This window comes from Corynebacterium sp. NPDC104732 (genome assembly GCF_055583565.1).
Map to the genome: position 1 here is coordinate 1 of NZ_JBVJNS010000011.1, position 15,641 is coordinate 15,641.

Consider the following 15,641-nt stretch of genomic DNA (forward strand, 5'->3'; position numbering starts at 1 on the left):
GCAACTCTCATCTTGTACCGGCCAGGACCCCTATATGTTGTGCCACCCCGAACCCCACCCCATGGTCAGCTACGCACTCTGAAACCGGAAGAGCCCGATATCCCCGAGGTCGGAAATCTTCGGTGACTCTTCCTCCGCTGAGGAAATATATCGGGAAGCGATGCTAAATAACTTTGCGCCGTCGTAGTCATCGGGGGGAAATCGAGGTGGCCGCAATGTACACCAGGTGACGTGAGCCTGGCCGAGGAGATCCGTCGCGATTTGGGCGCCGGAATTTCCCCCCACCCACAACCGCAACCCGTTGACCTCGGAATTCTGTTGCTGTGCGGTAATTGCGGGACTGGAGCTGCTTGCCGAGAAATAGTCGCTGACCTGGCACGCTGGGGACAAACGGCCGAGAGGCATTGCCGGTGGCATTGACGACGAATTTAGATTGAATCGATGTTCCAGTAGACAGCTGGGTTGTGAAGGGGCCGGATCCGCTGGTTCGCAGCGCAGTTACTGGTCTGCGAATGTCGAAGCCGTAGCGTAGCTCGTAAGCAGTGAAATAGGCCACGATCTGCTCCGGTGAGGATAAGAATCCGGCGGAAGATCGAGTCGCCAGCCCGGCAGCGAGGAGATCCGAGTAGGGGAGAATAGCCTCAACGACTCCCAGGTGCGGTTCCAGGAGCCACCGGGAAAGTGTGTGGCATCGACGAGGACGGTGTGCAGCCCAGATCGGCGGAGGTAATAGGCCGTGGCAAGTCCAGCCTGCCCAGCGCCAATAATCAGGACATCACACCGTTCCATGTCTACTTCGGAGTGACGCCCAACCCGAGTGTCTTACCTGCAATCGACTCGCGGCGCTTGTGCAGCGCATCTGCGATCTTGTTGATCGCCAGGGCCGTGGGGGACTCAGGGGCGGCGATGACAACGGGGGTGCCTTCATCGCCACCGGTGCGCAGCGCGGGATCCAGGGGAACCTCGCCCAGCAGCGGTACCGTGGTGCCCGTGAGCGTAGATAGCCGCTCAGCCACTCGGGAGCCGCCACCCTCACCGAATACCGACATGGTGGAACCATCTGGCAACACCATCGCGCCCATGTTTTCAATCACACCGGCCACCCGCTGGTGCGTTTGCAATGACGCCGTACCGGCCCGCTCTGCCACTTCCGCGGCGGCCGCCTGTGGCGTGGTGACCACGAGCAGCTCAGCGTTGGGCAGCAGCTGGCCGACGGCAATGGCAACGTCACCAGTTCCGGGAGGTAGATCCAGCAGCAGGATGTCCAGGTCTCCCCAGAACACGTCAGCCAAGAACTGCTGGATGGCGCGCTGCAGCATCGGACCACGCCACATCACTGGGGCGTTGCCCTCGGTGAAATGTGCAATCGAAATCATCTTCACGCCGTGCGCTTGCACCGGCATGATCATGTCATCAACCGCAGTCGGGCGTTCGTCGGTGCCGAACAGTCCGGGGATCGAGTGACCATAAATGTCGGCATCAACAATGCCGACCTTTAGCCCACGCTGGGAAAGCGCCACGGCAAGATTAGCCGTCATGGAGCTTTTGCCTACGCCGCCTTTTCCGGAGGCCACCGCGAATACTCGGGTGGTGGAGGACGGCTGGGCAAAAGGAATCTCCGGGGTATCAGCATGGCCGCGTAGTGATGTGCGCAGCTCACGGCGCTGTTCGTCGCTCATCACGTCAGTGGTGACGGTAACAGCTCCGACGCCCGGAATCTCCTTGATAGCGGCCTCGGCGCCAGCCACGATCGTGTTCTTCATCGGGCAACCAGCGATGGTGAGGTAGATCTCTGTGCGGACATCCGCACCATCGACCTCAACCGACTTCACCATGCCCAATTCTGTAATTGGCTTACCAATTTCAGGATCGTCCACGCGGGCCAGCGCGGTACGAACATCGGATTCAGAAATCTTGTGGTTCACGGTTAGCTATCCTACCGTGATTCGTCATCGTCCTTATCTGCCAGGTCGCCGTGGCGAGGCTCAGAAAACTCCGAACCCGTGTACTCCGAACCCTCGTGTTCCCGGGCGATGCGGGCTGCTGATTCGTCGTCAAGCTTTGCCTCAATACGCTCGAGGAGGGCGTGCACGTCTTCGAGCTCGCGGCGCAGGTAGTCGCGGGTGACATTGTCACCGAGTGCCAAACGCACGCTTGCTAGCTCCCGCGCCAGGAACTCCGTATCCGCCTTCGTTTCCTCCGCGCGTCGGCGATCCTCGGCCAGCACCAAGCGGTCCCGGTCCTCCTGACGGTTCTGTGCCAACAAAATCAGTGGCGCAGCGTAGGCAGCCTGCGTGGAAAACGCGAGGTTGAGCAGGATGAACGGGTACGGATCCCAGCTCCACCACCAGCCACCAACATTCAGGCCAATCCAAATAACAACAAAAACCGTCTGCCAAAACAGGTACTCACCCGTGCCGAAGAACCGGGCGACCTTTTCAGCGAAGGCGCCCACCGCGTCCGCATCGACACGGAACCGACTCTTGCGAGCAGCGATGGATGGAGTATCCAGGTAGGAACGCTTATCAGTCATGGGCACCTCCTACAGGGCTCTTAGGGCTGTCAGGTCGCAGTCCGGTCTCACGCCAATCTTCGGGGAGCATGTGGTCCAGCAGGTCATCCACTGCGACCGCGCCGAGCAGATGCTTGTCATCGTCCAGCACCGGGCCACACACCAGGTTGTACATAGCAAAGAACCGGGCTGCGGTCTCTTGGCTGTCATCTGCGTAGAGCGGCGGTAGATCCGGGTCGAGGATACCGCCGATCAGCGAGCTCGGGGGCTCACGCAGCAACTTCTGCAAGTGCACGCACCCCAAATATTTGCCCGTTGGGGTGGCTGTGGGCGGGCGAACCACAAAAATCAACGAACTCAAACTGGTGGGCAGCTCTGGATTTCGGGCCATCGCCAGCGTCTCCGCCACCGTGGTTTGCGGGGTGAGAATCAGCGGCTCGGGGGTCATGAGCGCGCCGACGGTGTCGGGGGAGAAGGTCATCAACCGTCGAACCGGCGCCGACTCCTCCGGATCCATCAGCTCGAGCAGGACGTCGGCTTTGGCGTCGGGAAGCTCTCCGAGCAGATCGGCGGCGTCGTCGGGGTCCATCTCCTCCAGCACGTCAGCGGCGCGTTCGATGTCTAGCGACTCAATGATTTCTGCCTGGTGATCGTCTGGCATTTCCTGGATGATGTCAGCCAGGCGTTCGTCGTCGAGTTCCTCAGCCACCTGATGGCGCTGCAACATGGACATTTCATGCATGACCGTAGCGATGTCGGCGGGGCGCATGTCATCGAATGAGGCGATGATCTCAGCCGTGGCGTCGGCATCACCAAAACCGCCGGCCGTCACGCCGAGGACGTGCGACCACGGCACCACATGCAGATCCGTGCGACGCCCAAACTTCGGGCGCTCGCCAAACACCGCGAGCCGGGAGATCACCCAGTCGCGGGTGCGGGTACGCTCCAATTCCACGTCAGCGATCTCCACAGGGCGGCCGTGTAGGTGCTCCAGCTCTGGATCGTTGACCTGAATCTTTGCGCCGATCAGGTCGTGCATCACCGTGGACTCGCCAGCGCGCGGTTTGAACTGGCGCATCGACACGGAGCCAGAAACCAGCGTGATGTCACTGGGATCAATATTGGCCACGCGGAGCATCGGCACGAAAATACGGCGCTTGTTGGTCAGCTCCACCACCAACCCAAGCGCGCGGGACAGCAGTGACGTAGGTCTGAGGCTTACCACGACATCGCGGACACGACCAATAGGTTCCGCGTCGGGACCACGGACAATCATGCCGTTGAGGCGACCGGCGTACACGCGAGTTGAGGTGCTCATAGGGTGCCATTGTACTAGTGCAGCAATCCTGCTGTATTCGGAGTGGGCGGGAACTAAACCGATGTGTGAGTCGTTGCGGATACAGAGGCTTTTTTAGAAAGTAGGTTCACATGGAATCGCAGCCGCGCCCGTTGCCCCAGCAAGATCCGCGCCCGTTGCCGTCAGGCTGGCCGGTTGGAAGTTTTCAGACGTATGTCGAAGCACAAGCGGCCGTGGACATGCTCTCGGACACGGGAGATTTTCCTGTCAGTGAACTCACCATTGTCGGTGTGAACTTGATGGAGGTCGAGCGAGTTATCGGCCGGCTGTCCTGGGGGCGCGTCCTGGCCGGTGGCGCCGCATCCGGAGCGTGGATGGGCGTGTTCTTCGGCCTGCTCATTGGCCTGTTTAGTGAAAACTGGATCAGCCCGCTGCTCGTCGGCGTCGTCATGGGGCTGGTTTTCGGGACGGTGTCCTCGGCCGTGTCTTACGCGAGCACGCAGGGGCGCCGTGATTTTTCCTCCAAGACCCAAATTGTGGCCGGGCGTTACGACGTCCTGTGCGACCCACACCACGCCCGCGCGGCCCGCGACATCATCGCCCGCGCGAACTTAGGAGGCAAGGTTTCTGGTGGGGCCTAAAGCCACTTGTTCTTTTTGAACAACAGCCACATCGCGACTACTGACAAGGCCATCACGCCCAGCACCACGTAGTAGCCATACTCCGTGTTGAGCTCTGGCATGTTCTGGAAGTTCATTCCGTAAATACCAGCGATCATGGTGGGCACCGCCGCCATGCCGACCAAGGCGGACAGGCGACGCATGTCGGCGTTTTGCTGCATAGAGATTTTCGCGACACCAGCGTTGATCAGCGAGGTGAGCCGCTCATCGTGGGAGGCGATCTGGTCCATCGCTGAAATCTCGTGGTCCAGGACGTCAATGAAATATTTGCTGATCTGGTCCGAAAGTAGGCCGTGCTGGTTAGCTGTCAGGGTGCGTAGTGCCGGGGCGAGCGGGTCGATCGCGTGGCGCATTTCCAGAATCTCGCGTTTGAGGCGGTAAATCTGTTCAATGTCGAAGCTGGAGTCGGGGGAGAATACCTCGTTTTCCAGGTCGTCGACGTCGATGGAGAGCAGCCGGGCGATCCGGATGTAGTCGTCGACCAGGACGTCGGAAATGAGCCACGCGACAGCGGAGGGACCAAGCGCACATTGCTCCGGGTCGCCTTCCAAGCGCTTTTTCAATCCTGTGATGGTCGATTTTTCGCCGTGGCGAATGGTGATGATGAAGTCACGGCCCACGATCATCTGCACTTCGCCGGTTTCAATGATTTCCCGGGCATCACTTACGATCGCGTCGTCGGTGTATTTAACGTTGCGGATAACGAAGAAGAACTGGTCGCCGTAGCGCTCCACCTTCGGACGCTGACGTGCGGAGACGACGTCCTCCACGATCAACTCGTGCACGTCGTATGCCTGTGAAATGAGCATCATCTGACGCTCGTCGGGCTCATACAGACCCAGCCACACGTACCCCTCACCAGTGCGTCGGACCTCTTCCAACGCTTCCCGGTAGTTGTAGGCGCCGCGCACAGGCCGACCGTCGCGGTAAATGACGCACCGCTCAATGGCCCGCTCGACGGGCACCCGGATCTTCGATCCCAGCGCGACCGTGGGGGAGGGGACAGGCACTTGAGCCTTAGGCCGCTTGGGCAGTGGAAAATTACCAGCCACGAGTTTCCCCTCCTAGATGTGATAACGCACTGAAAATAACAGCACAGACAATACAACCCTAAAGGTAGTTCGTCCAAGTGGGGCGGTCTACACTGATGGTGTTTCATTCATCGCGAGGAGAAGGTGGTTTCTGCAAGGTGCGTCGTATCTCAAACGTCCGCAAGCTGTGCGCGCTGCTGTGCGTTGCTGTCCTTTCGACGTCCTGCGCCCCAGAACCCCGTGGCAAGCTTCGCGAATCCGAAGCCAACGCGATCACCGTCTCCATCAACGACGACTGGTACCAGCAAGAAGTGCTGGGGGAGATGGTCACGGGTGCCTTTGTGCGCAGTGGTCGGGAGGCGTATCTAGAGGCCGAAAGCAACAGTAAAGAAAAACCGCGGATTTCCCGGGTACAGTCCGGCGAGGCTGACGTGGTGATCGGCTGCACCGGAGAGTTCCTGCACTATCTCAACCCGCAGCTTGCTCAGGAAATGTCAGAGAAATATGTAGCGGCAAAGAAGGCAGGCCTCGACCCCAACGATGGCACCTGGCGTGACAAGGTCTACCAGGCGATGGTCGGCTCCCTTCCGAATGCCCTCATGGCCACCGATCCTTCCAACGCCAAGGGCTGCGAAAACTACGATGGGCCGGAACTGCCCCAAAACCTGGTCCCAGTGTTTCGTGAGGTCGCGCTGACCCGCCAGGACCGGATCACCCTCAACACAGTCAGCGGTGGTATCACCACGGACGACCTGGAGCGCCTATATTCCGGTGACCACAGCCCGGCTGCCACCCGGGAACGCGTGGACGAACTGCTCAGCACGCTCACGTTTTAGGTAAGATTCCAATGGCTCAGCGCTGGGTGCTTCATATTGATATGGATGCGTTTTTCGCCTCCGTGGAGCAGCTCACCCGGCCGACGCTGCGGGGCCGTCCCGTGCTGGTCGGCGGGATCGACGGCCGCGGAGTTGTGGCCGGTGCCTCCTACGAAGCCCGCGCTTTCGGGGCAAAAAGCGCGATGCCCATGTATCAGGCCCGGGCGCTGGTGGGAGTTTCTGCGGTGACGGTGCGCCCACGGCATCAGGTCTATTCCGTCGTGTCGCGCCGGGTTTTTGACATCATCGCCCACGAAGCCGGGGTGGTGGAGCAACTGTCCATCGATGAAGGGTTTTTAGAACCTGCAGCACTGGTGGGGGCCGACAGTGAGCAGGTGCACGAGTGGGCGCAGCAGTTGCGCGCCACAATTAAACGTGAGGTCGGGCTGCCGGCGTCGATAGGCGCAGGCTCCGGGAAGCAATTCGCAAAGATTGGCTCCGGCCTGGCAAAACCCGATGGTGTGTTTGTGGTTCCGCGGGACCAGGAGCGCCACCTGTTGGGAGCGCTTCCTGTCCGAAAGCTGTGGGGGGTTGGCCCTGTTGCGGAAGCGAAGCTCGCCGCGGTGGGGGTGGCCACCATCGGCCAGTTCGCGGAGCTGCCGCAACGCGAGGTGGAAATCACGCTGGGAAAGAACGTGGGGGTGGCATTGTGGCAGCTTGCTCGCGGATACGATGACCGGCCCGTCGTCCCGCGCGCTGAGGCGAAACAAGTAAGCGCTGAACACACCTACCCGCGCGATTTGACCAGCACCGCTCAGGTCGATGAGGCGATCGAAAGGTCGGCGCGGGCCGCACACCGCAGGCTGCTTAACGACGGCCGTGCCGCCCGAACCATCACCGTGAAAACGAAACTCGCGAGCTTCGACACCGAGTCACGATCCATGACGCTTCCTTATGCCACCGACGAGTTCGCTACCTTGCACGCCAGCGCCCGTAAGCTCACCCGATACCCCGAAGAGGTCGGGCCGATCCGGCTCATCGGGGTGTCTTACTCCGGCCTCGAAACGGAACGCCAAGATGTGATGTTTCCGGAGCTGGACCAGAACATCGTTATCGACACCACCAGCGACTATGAGGTCGGAGTGCGGGCCACGACCACACCCGTCGTAGCCACTCCGGCGCAGGAAGTGACCTGGTACAGCACCCAGGATGTGTTCCACCCAGAATATGGGCACGGGTGGGTGCAAGGTTCCGGGCATGGGGTGGTGTCAGTGCGATTTGAAACCCGCACCACCGAACGAGGCGTCACCCGCAGCTTCGCCGTCGATGACCCCGATCTCGTGCCCGCCGACGCGCTTGACAGCCTGGACTGGGGAGACTGGCTCACTACATTATCGTCGCAAGATGACGCCCCGTAGCGATGGAGATCGCCAGCAAAATACGCGCCTGTGGGGAGCGGAAATAGGTTGTAGACAGGGCTCCCTTGGCTGCGAGAGATGCGCCACCGCCGACGCCGCCATAGCTCGGGAGGACATCGCCTCGTGGAACACGAGACGATAGGGCAACGGGGATTCCGGCCTCCAGGACGTCGATAAGCCCGTGCGCAAACTCCGTGCTGACATTGCCGGACCCCATCGCCTCGACCACGATGCCATCCACCTTCTTGTCCTTCAGGAAGTCCAAGACATCGCGGCCCGCACCCGGGTATGCCGTCACGATACGCACGTCAATGTCCGCGAGTGGAGCGACCGGCACCGGGTCAGGGCGGGTCGGTTCCTCAGGGCCGTTCGTGGCGAAGGCGAGCTCATCCGTGGTGTTCCACTTCGTCGCGCCGCGGGCGGGGAGAACCGCATGTCCGAAGACAATCAAGCAACCGATATCGCGGGCAGAGGCGTCGCTGGCAATGACGATCGACTCGAAAAGATTATTCGGGCCATCGGCCTCCGGGTGATCAAAAGGCTTCTGAGAACCCGTAAACACCACCGGGCGCGGATCCTTATGAAACGTATCCACTGCGACGGCCGTCTCCTCCATGGAATCTGTGCCGTGAGTCACCACAACGCCATCCACCGTCGGATCCTCTAGCGCAGCATGCACCGCGGCCACCACCTCATCGATATCCGCCAGCGTCATTGACGAGGAATCCAGTCGGGTTAGCTCTCGTACCTCAATCTGCATCGTGCCAGGAGCAAACCGCCCAGCAACCGGACGCACCAACTCCTCACCCGACACCGTAGGGAGCAACACGCCATTCTTATCCGTGGTGCACGCAATGGTTCCGCCAGTAGTAATAACGACAACACGAGATTCAGTCATGTAATAAGAATGACACAGCGAACCGACAGGCGTACACAAGCCCACGAACTTCAAGCACCAATGAGGTACATGTTATTATCGTCGACGCATTAGCAGTGAGACAGATCGTCCTACTGACAATCAACTTGACGAGGAGATGTCGTTGAAGTTTTCCACCACCATCGCCGCCGCGACGATGCTCACCGCAGCACTCGGCCTGACCGCCTGCTCTGGCGACGATCAACCGGCCAACACAAACGCGCCTGCGACCACTAAGGCAGCCCCAGCACAAGGCGCCGCAGCTCAGCAGCCAACTGCAGCCGACCTCAACGCTATCCTGGCCAAGGCCACGGACCCAGGGACACCGCTGGAAGAAAAAACCCAAACCGTGCAAAACGGTGAATCTGCCCCAGAACTTTTCGACACCATGGCAGCCTCCAAGGCAGAATCTGGCGCAGACTTCCAGGTAGTTGACCCAATTCTTCCTGGCTACACCCCAGATTCCGTTCTCGCGACCGTGAACTTCACCATCCCAGAACGCGAGCCACAAACCGCTGATAACGTCGAATTCATCTACGAAGGCGGCACCTGGAAGCTCTCCCAGTCCTGGGCATGCACGCTGATCAAGAACACCGTCCAGCCGGAGCAGGTTCCGGCTATGTGTGCAGCGCAGGGTTAAGGCCCCAGGGCGAAACCCCAAAAAATCGAGCGTACGGTTGGTATTTTTCAGGCGGGAAAAATCCCATCGGTACGCTGGATTTTGCCCAGCTCCTTCTCTCGCGGCACTTGATGTGACATCTAACTCTTTTTAGTTTGATGTCTATCGAAGTGGCCTAGAATTGGTTCCATGATTAAAAACGAAGGAACTGTTGACCGCGCACTTCGCGCCGTCATCGCACTTGTTGCAGCTGTTTGCGCCGCAGTCTTCACCCAGGGCGTCACCCAGATTGTTCTTTGGGTGGTGGCAGCCATCATGGCAATCACCGCAGTTATAGGTTTTTGCCCGCTGTACCGCATCATTGGTATCGATACCTGCAAGGTCAAGAGGTAGCTAGTCGGTAGCTGGGGCGACCAGGTGAAAAACCCGGGAAGTATTTCCCGGGTTTAGGGACATTGGGAAGCCGCAGACGTGATACTTTCCCCGAGATCCGGGAAATGCTTCCCGGGTTCCTCAAGAGGGAATACTATGAACCTTCCGAAAAATGCAGTCGCTTTTCCTGCCAGCGCGACCGCAGCCAGCGGTCATGGGTGGCGATGAGGCACACTCCTGGGTAATCGGAGAGCGCGGCTTCCAGATCCTCCGCGAGGGTCAACGCAATGTGGTTGGTGGGCTCGTCCAGGATGAGGATTTCTGGCGGGTCTGCGAGCACCATGCCGATGGCCACACGTCGCTGTTGCCCCAACGACAATTGGCGAAGTGGAGTGTTCATGTGGTCTTCCCCGAGCAAACCCAGGGCCACGAGATCCGGGCATAGTGATGCGGGGGTCGCTGCCATGGCGGGCCATTCGATGTCTTGGGGGAGATAGCCGATCCGGGCGTCGTCGTGAACGATGCGCTCGCCGTCGAAAGTGGGCAAACATCCGGCGACCAACTGCAGGAAGGTGGATTTTCCAGTTCCGTTTGGACCTTCCACGAGCAGTGACTGTCCGGCGAACAGCTCCACTGTCGTTGAAGCCAGGCGTCCCGGCACGCTCACGTTCCGTACACTCAACAATGGCTCGCTCGTTTCCATAGCGGAAGCAGCCTGCGTGAACTCAAAAGAGAGCCTGGGTGGTGGCGCCGGGATGGCGAAGCGATCCAACTCCTCCAATCGCGACCGCGCTGATTTGATGCGGTTGCCCACGGTTTTCGCAGCGCGGTCGGCGTAGAATTTCGCAGCCATCCGAAACTCGGACTTAGCCTCTGTCGAATGGAAAATGTCCCCTTCTGTCAGGCCAAGTTTGTTCGATAACTCCTCGCGCGTACGCTCTTGGGCGGCGTAATCGTGCTCCCAGCGTCGTCGAGCAGCAGTGCGCCAGGAGAGGTATTCGCTGAACGAACCGGTAAACAGCGCGGCCTGGCGGGTATCCTCCCCATAGCCACCCTCGGCGCCCAACGCGGGGTCGAGGTCAATGATGTCAGTCGCGCAATGATCGAGGAACCACCGGTCGTGGCTGGCGGCGATCACCGGCCCCGAAAAGGCGGTGAGCTCGGAGATCAGGAAATCAACTCCCGCATCGTCCAGGTGGTTGGTGGGCTCATCCAGCAACAAGCCATCCGACGGTCGGATCAGGAGCGCAGCCAGCGCGAAACGACGCCGCTGCCCGCCCGACATCTCGCCGATAGCAGTACCCAGGTCTACCGTCCCGAGCCCCAATCCGTCCAGCACCTGCGCAATGCGCGCATCCAGTGACCATAGTTGCGCTTGCTCGGCGCGGGCTAAGGCAAGGTCAAACTCATCGGCCACATCGCGGGTGGCCATCTCGGCGCTCAAGTCTTCGATATCCCGCTCGAGTTGGCGGACTTCGTCGACGGCGGCGTCGATAAGCAAGCGGGCGGGCGCGTGGTGGGGGAGTGACGTTTCCTGCTCAATAAATCCCACCCGCTCCGGGACCACGATCGTGCCTGCGTCGGGGTGCACGCCGGTGAGCAGCGACAGGAGCGTTGATTTACCGGCGCCGTTCTCGCCGATCAGGCCCGCGACTCGGCCGGGCGTGACGGTAAAGGAGACATCAGTCAGAACGCGGCGCTGCGGGTAAGAAAAGCTGACTCGATCGAAAGAGAAAAGTGAAGGCATGGTTGTTCCTAACAACGTCGAAGCGGGAATAAGGGCGCTGGTTGTATTAGGAAATTGCCATGCCTACAGATTGTAGCCTATGAAAACTTCGCACCGGAATTGAAGTCTTGGAAAACGCGGGTGGTTTTGCCATCTTCGCCGTACATCACGCGGGTATTCAAGGTGACTTCGCCGGCGGTAGGCAGAGGTTTGGAAAGATCAACGCGCAGCTTACCGACGCCACGAGACCGTGAACTTACCACTTTTAGTTCCGCGTTGTCGCCTAGCTCTGACACTGGAAGCGCACCGACCGCTGGGCGTTCAGCAGCAGTAAGGCTGAGCTCTGCTACACCGTCGCGCAGCGAATCCAAGGTGTACGTAGTCGTACGCAGCATTGTTGAATCGCCGGTGACGCGATTATCCACGGTCCACGTCGCGCCCGGAGCAATGGGTTCGGTGGGAAAGACGATCGGCTGTGCCAGGAGCTTCATCAAGTAGAGCTCAGCCAGCGATCTCCCCTGGTCGGTCGCCCCGGAAGGGGCGGCGAGTCGCACCGTATCCACTTGGCCGGAGGGCTTGGCTACCCAGCCGAGCTCAAAACCCTGTAAAGAAGCCACGTCGTTGGCGTAGGAGGGGTTTGAGTGCTCGGATTGTCCGAGCTTGAGCGTGATATCACGCGGGGACTGCTCGGATACCGTGGCGTCGAGCGACGTTGTGAAGGTGTCTGTGGTCAGGGTGTCAGGAGGGTCCTTCGGCAAGGTGTCGTCCTCTCCCGTACCCTGGTCAAAACCATCGGTGAAAGTGACGGTTACCTGCTGGGACGCTCCGGCATCCTGGTAGTTGATCACCGTCTGGGTGCCTTCTCCGGCGCTCACCAAGGTCACCTTGGGGGCGTCGATGTTCAGTGAGACTGCCTGCTCGTTAGTCTCCGGGGTAGGTTCTGCACCGCCGCTGCAAGCAGTGAGCATGATAGCTGCGACAGTGAGTGCGAGGATCCGTTTCATACCTGTTTAAGGTACTAGGTTTGTGCTGGCGAGACGTCACAGTGGTGGGGTGAATAGAAAAACTGTTGCGGAATAAGGAAAGATAGAGCGCGTGAGTGCACAAGGTAGGAGTTATGTTTCTCTGATGATGCAGATCGCCGTCGCCGCGGCGGTGGTGGACCAAGCATCCAAAAAATTAATGGTGACATGGCTGGAACCGGGGGTTCCGCAGCCTGTGATCGGCGACTGGTTCCGCTTCTACCTCCTGTTCAACCCAGGCGCCGCCTTCTCGATGGGCACCAGCTCCACCTGGCTGTTCACCACCATCCAGCTTGCTTTTGTGCTTGGCATTGCGTGGTACTCGCGTAAGGTCGACGAAAAATGGCAGGCGGTAGGCCTGGCTTTGATTGCCGGTGGCGCCTTGGGAAACCTCATCGACCGGTTGTTCCGCGAGCCCGGCTTCTATTTCGGGCACGTGGTGGATTTTATTTCCGTCGGTAGCTTTGCTGTCTTTAATATCGCCGATTCCTGCATCACCATCGGCGTGCTGTGTTTTGTTCTCGGTGTGATGCGTCAGGAGCGGGCTCATGCGTGAAACAAGGCAACTTCCTGTCCCTGAGGGGCTGGCGGGCATGCGTGTCGACGCCGCTCTCGCCAAACTCCTCGGCATTTCCCGCACCGTCGCCGCTGAACTGGCCACGGCCGGCGACGTGCTTGTCGACGGCCATCCCGTCGGAAAATCAGACCGGCTGACCGTGGATGCGTGGCTCGATGTCACTCTCCCCGAGCCAGAGCAGCCATTGGTGCCCAAAGAGGAGCTGGTTCCGGGGATGAATATTCTCTACTCGGATGACGACATTATTGCCGTCGATAAGCCAGTGGGCGTGGCAGCACACCCGACGGTCGGATGGGAGGGCCCCACGGTGGTCGGCGGGCTCGCCGCAGCAGGTTTCCGCATTTCCACCTCTGGCCCGCCGGAACGCAAAGGTATCGTGCAGCGCCTGGACGTGGGAACCTCGGGTGTCATGGTGGTAGCCGCCTCGGAGCGGGCGTACACAGTGCTGAAACGGGCGTTCCGTGACCGCACGGTAGACAAGACCTACCACGCGCTGGTGCAGGGCCATCCCGACCCACTGACAGGCACCATTGAAGCCCCGATCGGTAGGCATCCTTCCGCCGGCTGGCGTTTCGCCGTGACCACTGACGGCAAACCGTCGGTTACGCACTATGAGACGCTGGAGGCGTTCCGGGAAGCTACATTGCTGGACGTTCACTTGGAAACCGGGCGTACCCACCAGATTCGTGTGCATTTTTCTTCGCTGCACCACCCGTGCTGCGGCGACCCGATGTACGGTTCGGACCCGAAGCTCAATAAGCGGTTGGGGCTCACGCGACAGTGGCTGCACGCCGTGTCCCTGGGGTTCCATCACCCGGCTGACGGGCGCTACATGGTGGTGGAGTCTCCGTACCCAGCTGATTTACAACACGCTTTGGATGTGTTGCGGGCATGATTCGTCGCGGAGTCGCGGCGGTCTCCTGCATGATCATCGCCGGGGCATTGGTGTGGGCACAATTCACAGATCATTCCACCCCGCCGCGAAACAATAATGGTGATGTCGTCGGGATGGAGACCGGGGAAACCTTCCCGGAGTACCACTCGCGCGCTCAGGCGACCGTTGACAGCGCCACGGGGGATTGCTTTGCACTGGTCACCCTCGAACGCCCTGGTGACCTGGCTCCCCTCGATGCCATCTCAGTGCAGCGGCTCAGCGCCGCGGTGTACCGCGATAAACCGGCAGTGCCAGTGCCGGAGCCGATTGGTGGCGCGACGCGCAGTTCAGTGCTGCCCGCGCCAGAAAGCGTGGTCGCGGTGGTGGTGTACTCCGCAGCAGAGCAGCTGCGCGACGTAGCGAAGGCGCCAGGTATCGCGGTGGTAGAAGCATTGCCTGACGACGCCGCGTGGGGCCAATTCGGGATCCGGCCGGTGGCGGTGGAGTAAAACCGCTAGATCGTTTTGGCTTTTCGTTGAAGCCAAATATCGGTGAGGAACACCGCCACGGATACCCAAATGATGCAGAAGCCGATCAGGCGCATCATCGCGAGGTCTTCGTGCATCACAAACACCGCCCAGAGCATCTGCATCGTCGGGGTCATGTACTGCATCATGCCGATCGTCGACAGCGGGATCAGCTGCGCAGCCTTGGAAAATAGCAGCAGTGGGGTGGCGGTGATGATGCCGGAGGAAATCAGCAGGAGCATGTGGCTCGTTCCGTGCCCACCGAAAGTGGAAGTTCCCGTGATCACCAAGTATGCCAGGTAGCCAGCGGCGAAAGGGAAGAGGACGATGGTCTCCGCTGTCAGAGACGCCTCGGGGGAGAGCTGGATGCGCTTTTTGATGAGGCCATAGATGCCAAACGAGAACGCCAGCGTAAGTCCCAGTACTGGTGGCTGGCCGGACAAGGTGGCCAGTAGCAGCACTGCCAATGCGGCGATGGCCACGCTGATCTTTTGCAGCGGTCGCAGCCGCTCGCCCAGCACCAGCATGCCCAGCAGCACGTTGACCAGCGGGTTGATGAAATACCCCAGGGCTGCTTCGGCAACATGCCCAGAATTGACGGCGATAACGTAGGCGAGCCAGTTCACCGCGATGAACGCCGAGGCGAGCAGCACCTGGAACCACGTAGCGCGATCCGCGCGACGCAGCTCCCGGATAGTGCCACGGAAGACGATGAGGACGAGCATGAACGCGGCCGTCCACACCACGCGGTGCGCCAGAATCTCAACCGGCTCGGCTGGTTTGAGTAGCGGGAAAAAGGCGGCAAAACCGCCCCACATGAGATAAGCCAGCAACGCGTAGACCATGGGGAAGTATCTTAGCGTGCTGGCTGTGAGCGGGGGCAGTTAGCTGGCGATGCGGTAGCCGTCGTCGAGGAGGGCGTCCTCGATATCGTGACCGAAGCCAATTTCTGCGTGCATGTTCTGGCTGGTGGTAGTGAACTGGTACTCAGTGAAGAGGTTGGCGTTGCTTTCCAGTGGAGTGACGAAGCTGAGCATGAGTGGTCCTTGCAATGTTTCTAACCTAGTTCGGTCGTTGCATGCTGCTCCCGGGGACCGAACTTCAAACCCTACAGCCCATCTTAATAAAACGTTCAACAATTAACTATGCTTGTTTGGCGAGGTGAGACGTGTTTTTCGCTACCCTGAACCGGGATCGTGACCGGGGTAACGGAAGGGTTTTTCCTCCGGCTGTTATCTGCACCCCATTTTCAGTA

Annotated in this window: 18 protein-coding genes; 8 read left to right on the forward strand and 10 right to left on the reverse strand. The window is 60.0% G+C overall.

Annotated elements, in window-relative coordinates; translation table 11 throughout:
* Positions 1–498 precede the first annotated feature (498 nt).
* Genes ACZ6ZO_RS08825 through ACZ6ZO_RS08840 form a run of 4 tightly spaced genes read right to left on the reverse strand, consistent with a single transcriptional unit; the run spans position 499 to position 3,830 of the window.
* Positions 499–789 carry an FAD-dependent oxidoreductase gene (locus ACZ6ZO_RS08825; protein WP_465291966.1) on the reverse strand — a complete coding sequence of 97 codons (291 nt, stop codon included), beginning with the start codon at positions 787–789 and terminating at the stop codon, positions 499–501.
* Between the two features lie 2 nt (positions 790–791).
* Complete coding sequence (locus tag ACZ6ZO_RS08830) at positions 792–1,925, reverse strand: Mrp/NBP35 family ATP-binding protein (protein WP_465291968.1); 1,134 nt, start codon at positions 1,923–1,925, stop codon at positions 792–794.
* Between the two features lie 11 nt (positions 1,926–1,936).
* The gene (locus tag ACZ6ZO_RS08835) at positions 1,937–2,533 is read right to left on the reverse strand and encodes a DUF1003 domain-containing protein (RefSeq protein WP_182386467.1); all 597 of its coding nucleotides are present in this window, start codon (positions 2,531–2,533) and stop codon (positions 1,937–1,939) included.
* Positions 2,526–3,830 carry a magnesium transporter MgtE N-terminal domain-containing protein gene (locus ACZ6ZO_RS08840; RefSeq protein ID WP_465291971.1) on the reverse strand — a complete coding sequence of 435 codons (1,305 nt, stop codon included), beginning with the start codon at positions 3,828–3,830 and terminating at the stop codon, positions 2,526–2,528. The genes ACZ6ZO_RS08835 and ACZ6ZO_RS08840 overlap by 8 nt, the downstream gene beginning before the upstream one ends.
* A gap of 110 nt (positions 3,831–3,940) precedes the next feature.
* Between ACZ6ZO_RS08840 and ACZ6ZO_RS08845 the strand changes: the two genes are divergently transcribed.
* Positions 3,941–4,450 carry a YflT domain-containing protein gene (locus ACZ6ZO_RS08845; protein ID WP_208769070.1) on the forward strand — a complete coding sequence of 170 codons (510 nt, stop codon included), beginning with the start codon at positions 3,941–3,943 and terminating at the stop codon, positions 4,448–4,450.
* On the opposite strand, the gene corA is transcribed toward ACZ6ZO_RS08845, so the two are convergent.
* On the reverse strand, positions 4,447–5,541 hold the full coding sequence (gene corA / locus ACZ6ZO_RS08850; protein WP_208769071.1) for a magnesium/cobalt transporter CorA: 1,095 nt from the start codon (positions 5,539–5,541) through the stop codon (positions 4,447–4,449). The two genes, ACZ6ZO_RS08845 and corA, sit on opposite strands and share 4 nt — an antisense overlap.
* 137 nt (positions 5,542–5,678) lie before the next feature.
* Between corA and ACZ6ZO_RS08855 the strand changes: the two genes are divergently transcribed.
* A complete protein-coding gene (locus tag ACZ6ZO_RS08855; RefSeq protein WP_465291974.1) occupies positions 5,679–6,356 on the forward strand; it encodes a hypothetical protein in 678 nt (225 codons plus the stop codon).
* Between the two features lie 11 nt (positions 6,357–6,367).
* Positions 6,368–7,753, forward strand: coding sequence for a DNA polymerase IV (locus ACZ6ZO_RS08860; protein WP_465291976.1), 1,386 nt, complete (start codon positions 6,368–6,370; stop codon positions 7,751–7,753).
* Here ACZ6ZO_RS08860 and ACZ6ZO_RS08865 read toward each other — a convergent pair.
* Positions 7,722–8,651: an asparaginase gene (locus tag ACZ6ZO_RS08865; protein WP_182386462.1), complete on the reverse strand. Its 930-nt coding sequence runs from the start codon at positions 8,649–8,651 to the stop codon at positions 7,722–7,724. The two genes, ACZ6ZO_RS08860 and ACZ6ZO_RS08865, sit on opposite strands and share 32 nt — an antisense overlap.
* Positions 8,652–8,787: 136 nt before the next feature.
* Between ACZ6ZO_RS08865 and ACZ6ZO_RS08870 the strand changes: the two genes are divergently transcribed.
* Both ACZ6ZO_RS08870 and ACZ6ZO_RS08875 read left to right on the forward strand, forming a co-directional pair.
* Positions 8,788–9,309, forward strand: coding sequence for a WKL family lipoprotein (locus ACZ6ZO_RS08870; RefSeq protein WP_232843301.1), 522 nt, complete (start codon positions 8,788–8,790; stop codon positions 9,307–9,309).
* A gap of 168 nt (positions 9,310–9,477) precedes the next feature.
* Positions 9,478–9,681 carry a YgaP family membrane protein gene (locus ACZ6ZO_RS08875; protein WP_465291979.1) on the forward strand — a complete coding sequence of 68 codons (204 nt, stop codon included), beginning with the start codon at positions 9,478–9,480 and terminating at the stop codon, positions 9,679–9,681.
* Positions 9,682–9,814: 133 nt separating this feature from the next.
* On the opposite strand, the gene ACZ6ZO_RS08880 is transcribed toward ACZ6ZO_RS08875, so the two are convergent.
* The gene (locus ACZ6ZO_RS08880) at positions 9,815–11,407 is read right to left on the reverse strand and encodes an ABC-F family ATP-binding cassette domain-containing protein (RefSeq protein WP_465291981.1); all 1,593 of its coding nucleotides are present in this window, start codon (positions 11,405–11,407) and stop codon (positions 9,815–9,817) included.
* 77 nt (positions 11,408–11,484) lie between these two features.
* Positions 11,485–12,390, reverse strand: coding sequence for a putative periplasmic lipoprotein (locus ACZ6ZO_RS08885; RefSeq protein ID WP_465291983.1), 906 nt, complete (start codon positions 12,388–12,390; stop codon positions 11,485–11,487).
* A 124-nt stretch (positions 12,391–12,514) separates the two neighbouring features.
* Here ACZ6ZO_RS08885 and lspA point away from each other — a divergent pair, with 124 nt between their 5' ends.
* Genes lspA through ACZ6ZO_RS08900 form a run of 3 tightly spaced genes read left to right on the forward strand, consistent with a single transcriptional unit; the run spans position 12,515 to position 14,368 of the window.
* Positions 12,515–12,964 carry a signal peptidase II gene (lspA, locus tag ACZ6ZO_RS08890; RefSeq protein WP_182387274.1) on the forward strand — a complete coding sequence of 150 codons (450 nt, stop codon included), beginning with the start codon at positions 12,515–12,517 and terminating at the stop codon, positions 12,962–12,964.
* The gene (locus ACZ6ZO_RS08895; protein ID WP_182386458.1) at positions 12,957–13,880 is read left to right on the forward strand and encodes an RluA family pseudouridine synthase; all 924 of its coding nucleotides are present in this window, start codon (positions 12,957–12,959) and stop codon (positions 13,878–13,880) included. Before lspA ends, ACZ6ZO_RS08895 begins: the two co-directional genes overlap by 8 nt.
* Positions 13,877–14,368, forward strand: a complete 492-nt coding sequence (locus ACZ6ZO_RS08900) for a hypothetical protein (protein ID WP_182386457.1) — start codon at positions 13,877–13,879, stop codon at positions 14,366–14,368. The genes ACZ6ZO_RS08895 and ACZ6ZO_RS08900 overlap by 4 nt, the downstream gene beginning before the upstream one ends.
* A gap of 5 nt (positions 14,369–14,373) precedes the next feature.
* Here the strand turns inward: ACZ6ZO_RS08900 and rarD are convergent, their stop codons facing one another.
* Positions 14,374–15,231 (reverse strand): EamA family transporter RarD, encoded by an 858-nt coding sequence (gene rarD / locus ACZ6ZO_RS08905; protein ID WP_182386456.1) that lies wholly within the window; start codon positions 15,229–15,231, stop codon positions 14,374–14,376.
* A gap of 39 nt (positions 15,232–15,270) precedes the next feature.
* Complete coding sequence (locus ACZ6ZO_RS08910; RefSeq protein ID WP_182386455.1) at positions 15,271–15,423, reverse strand: hypothetical protein; 153 nt, start codon at positions 15,421–15,423, stop codon at positions 15,271–15,273.
* Positions 15,424–15,641 lie beyond the last annotated feature (218 nt).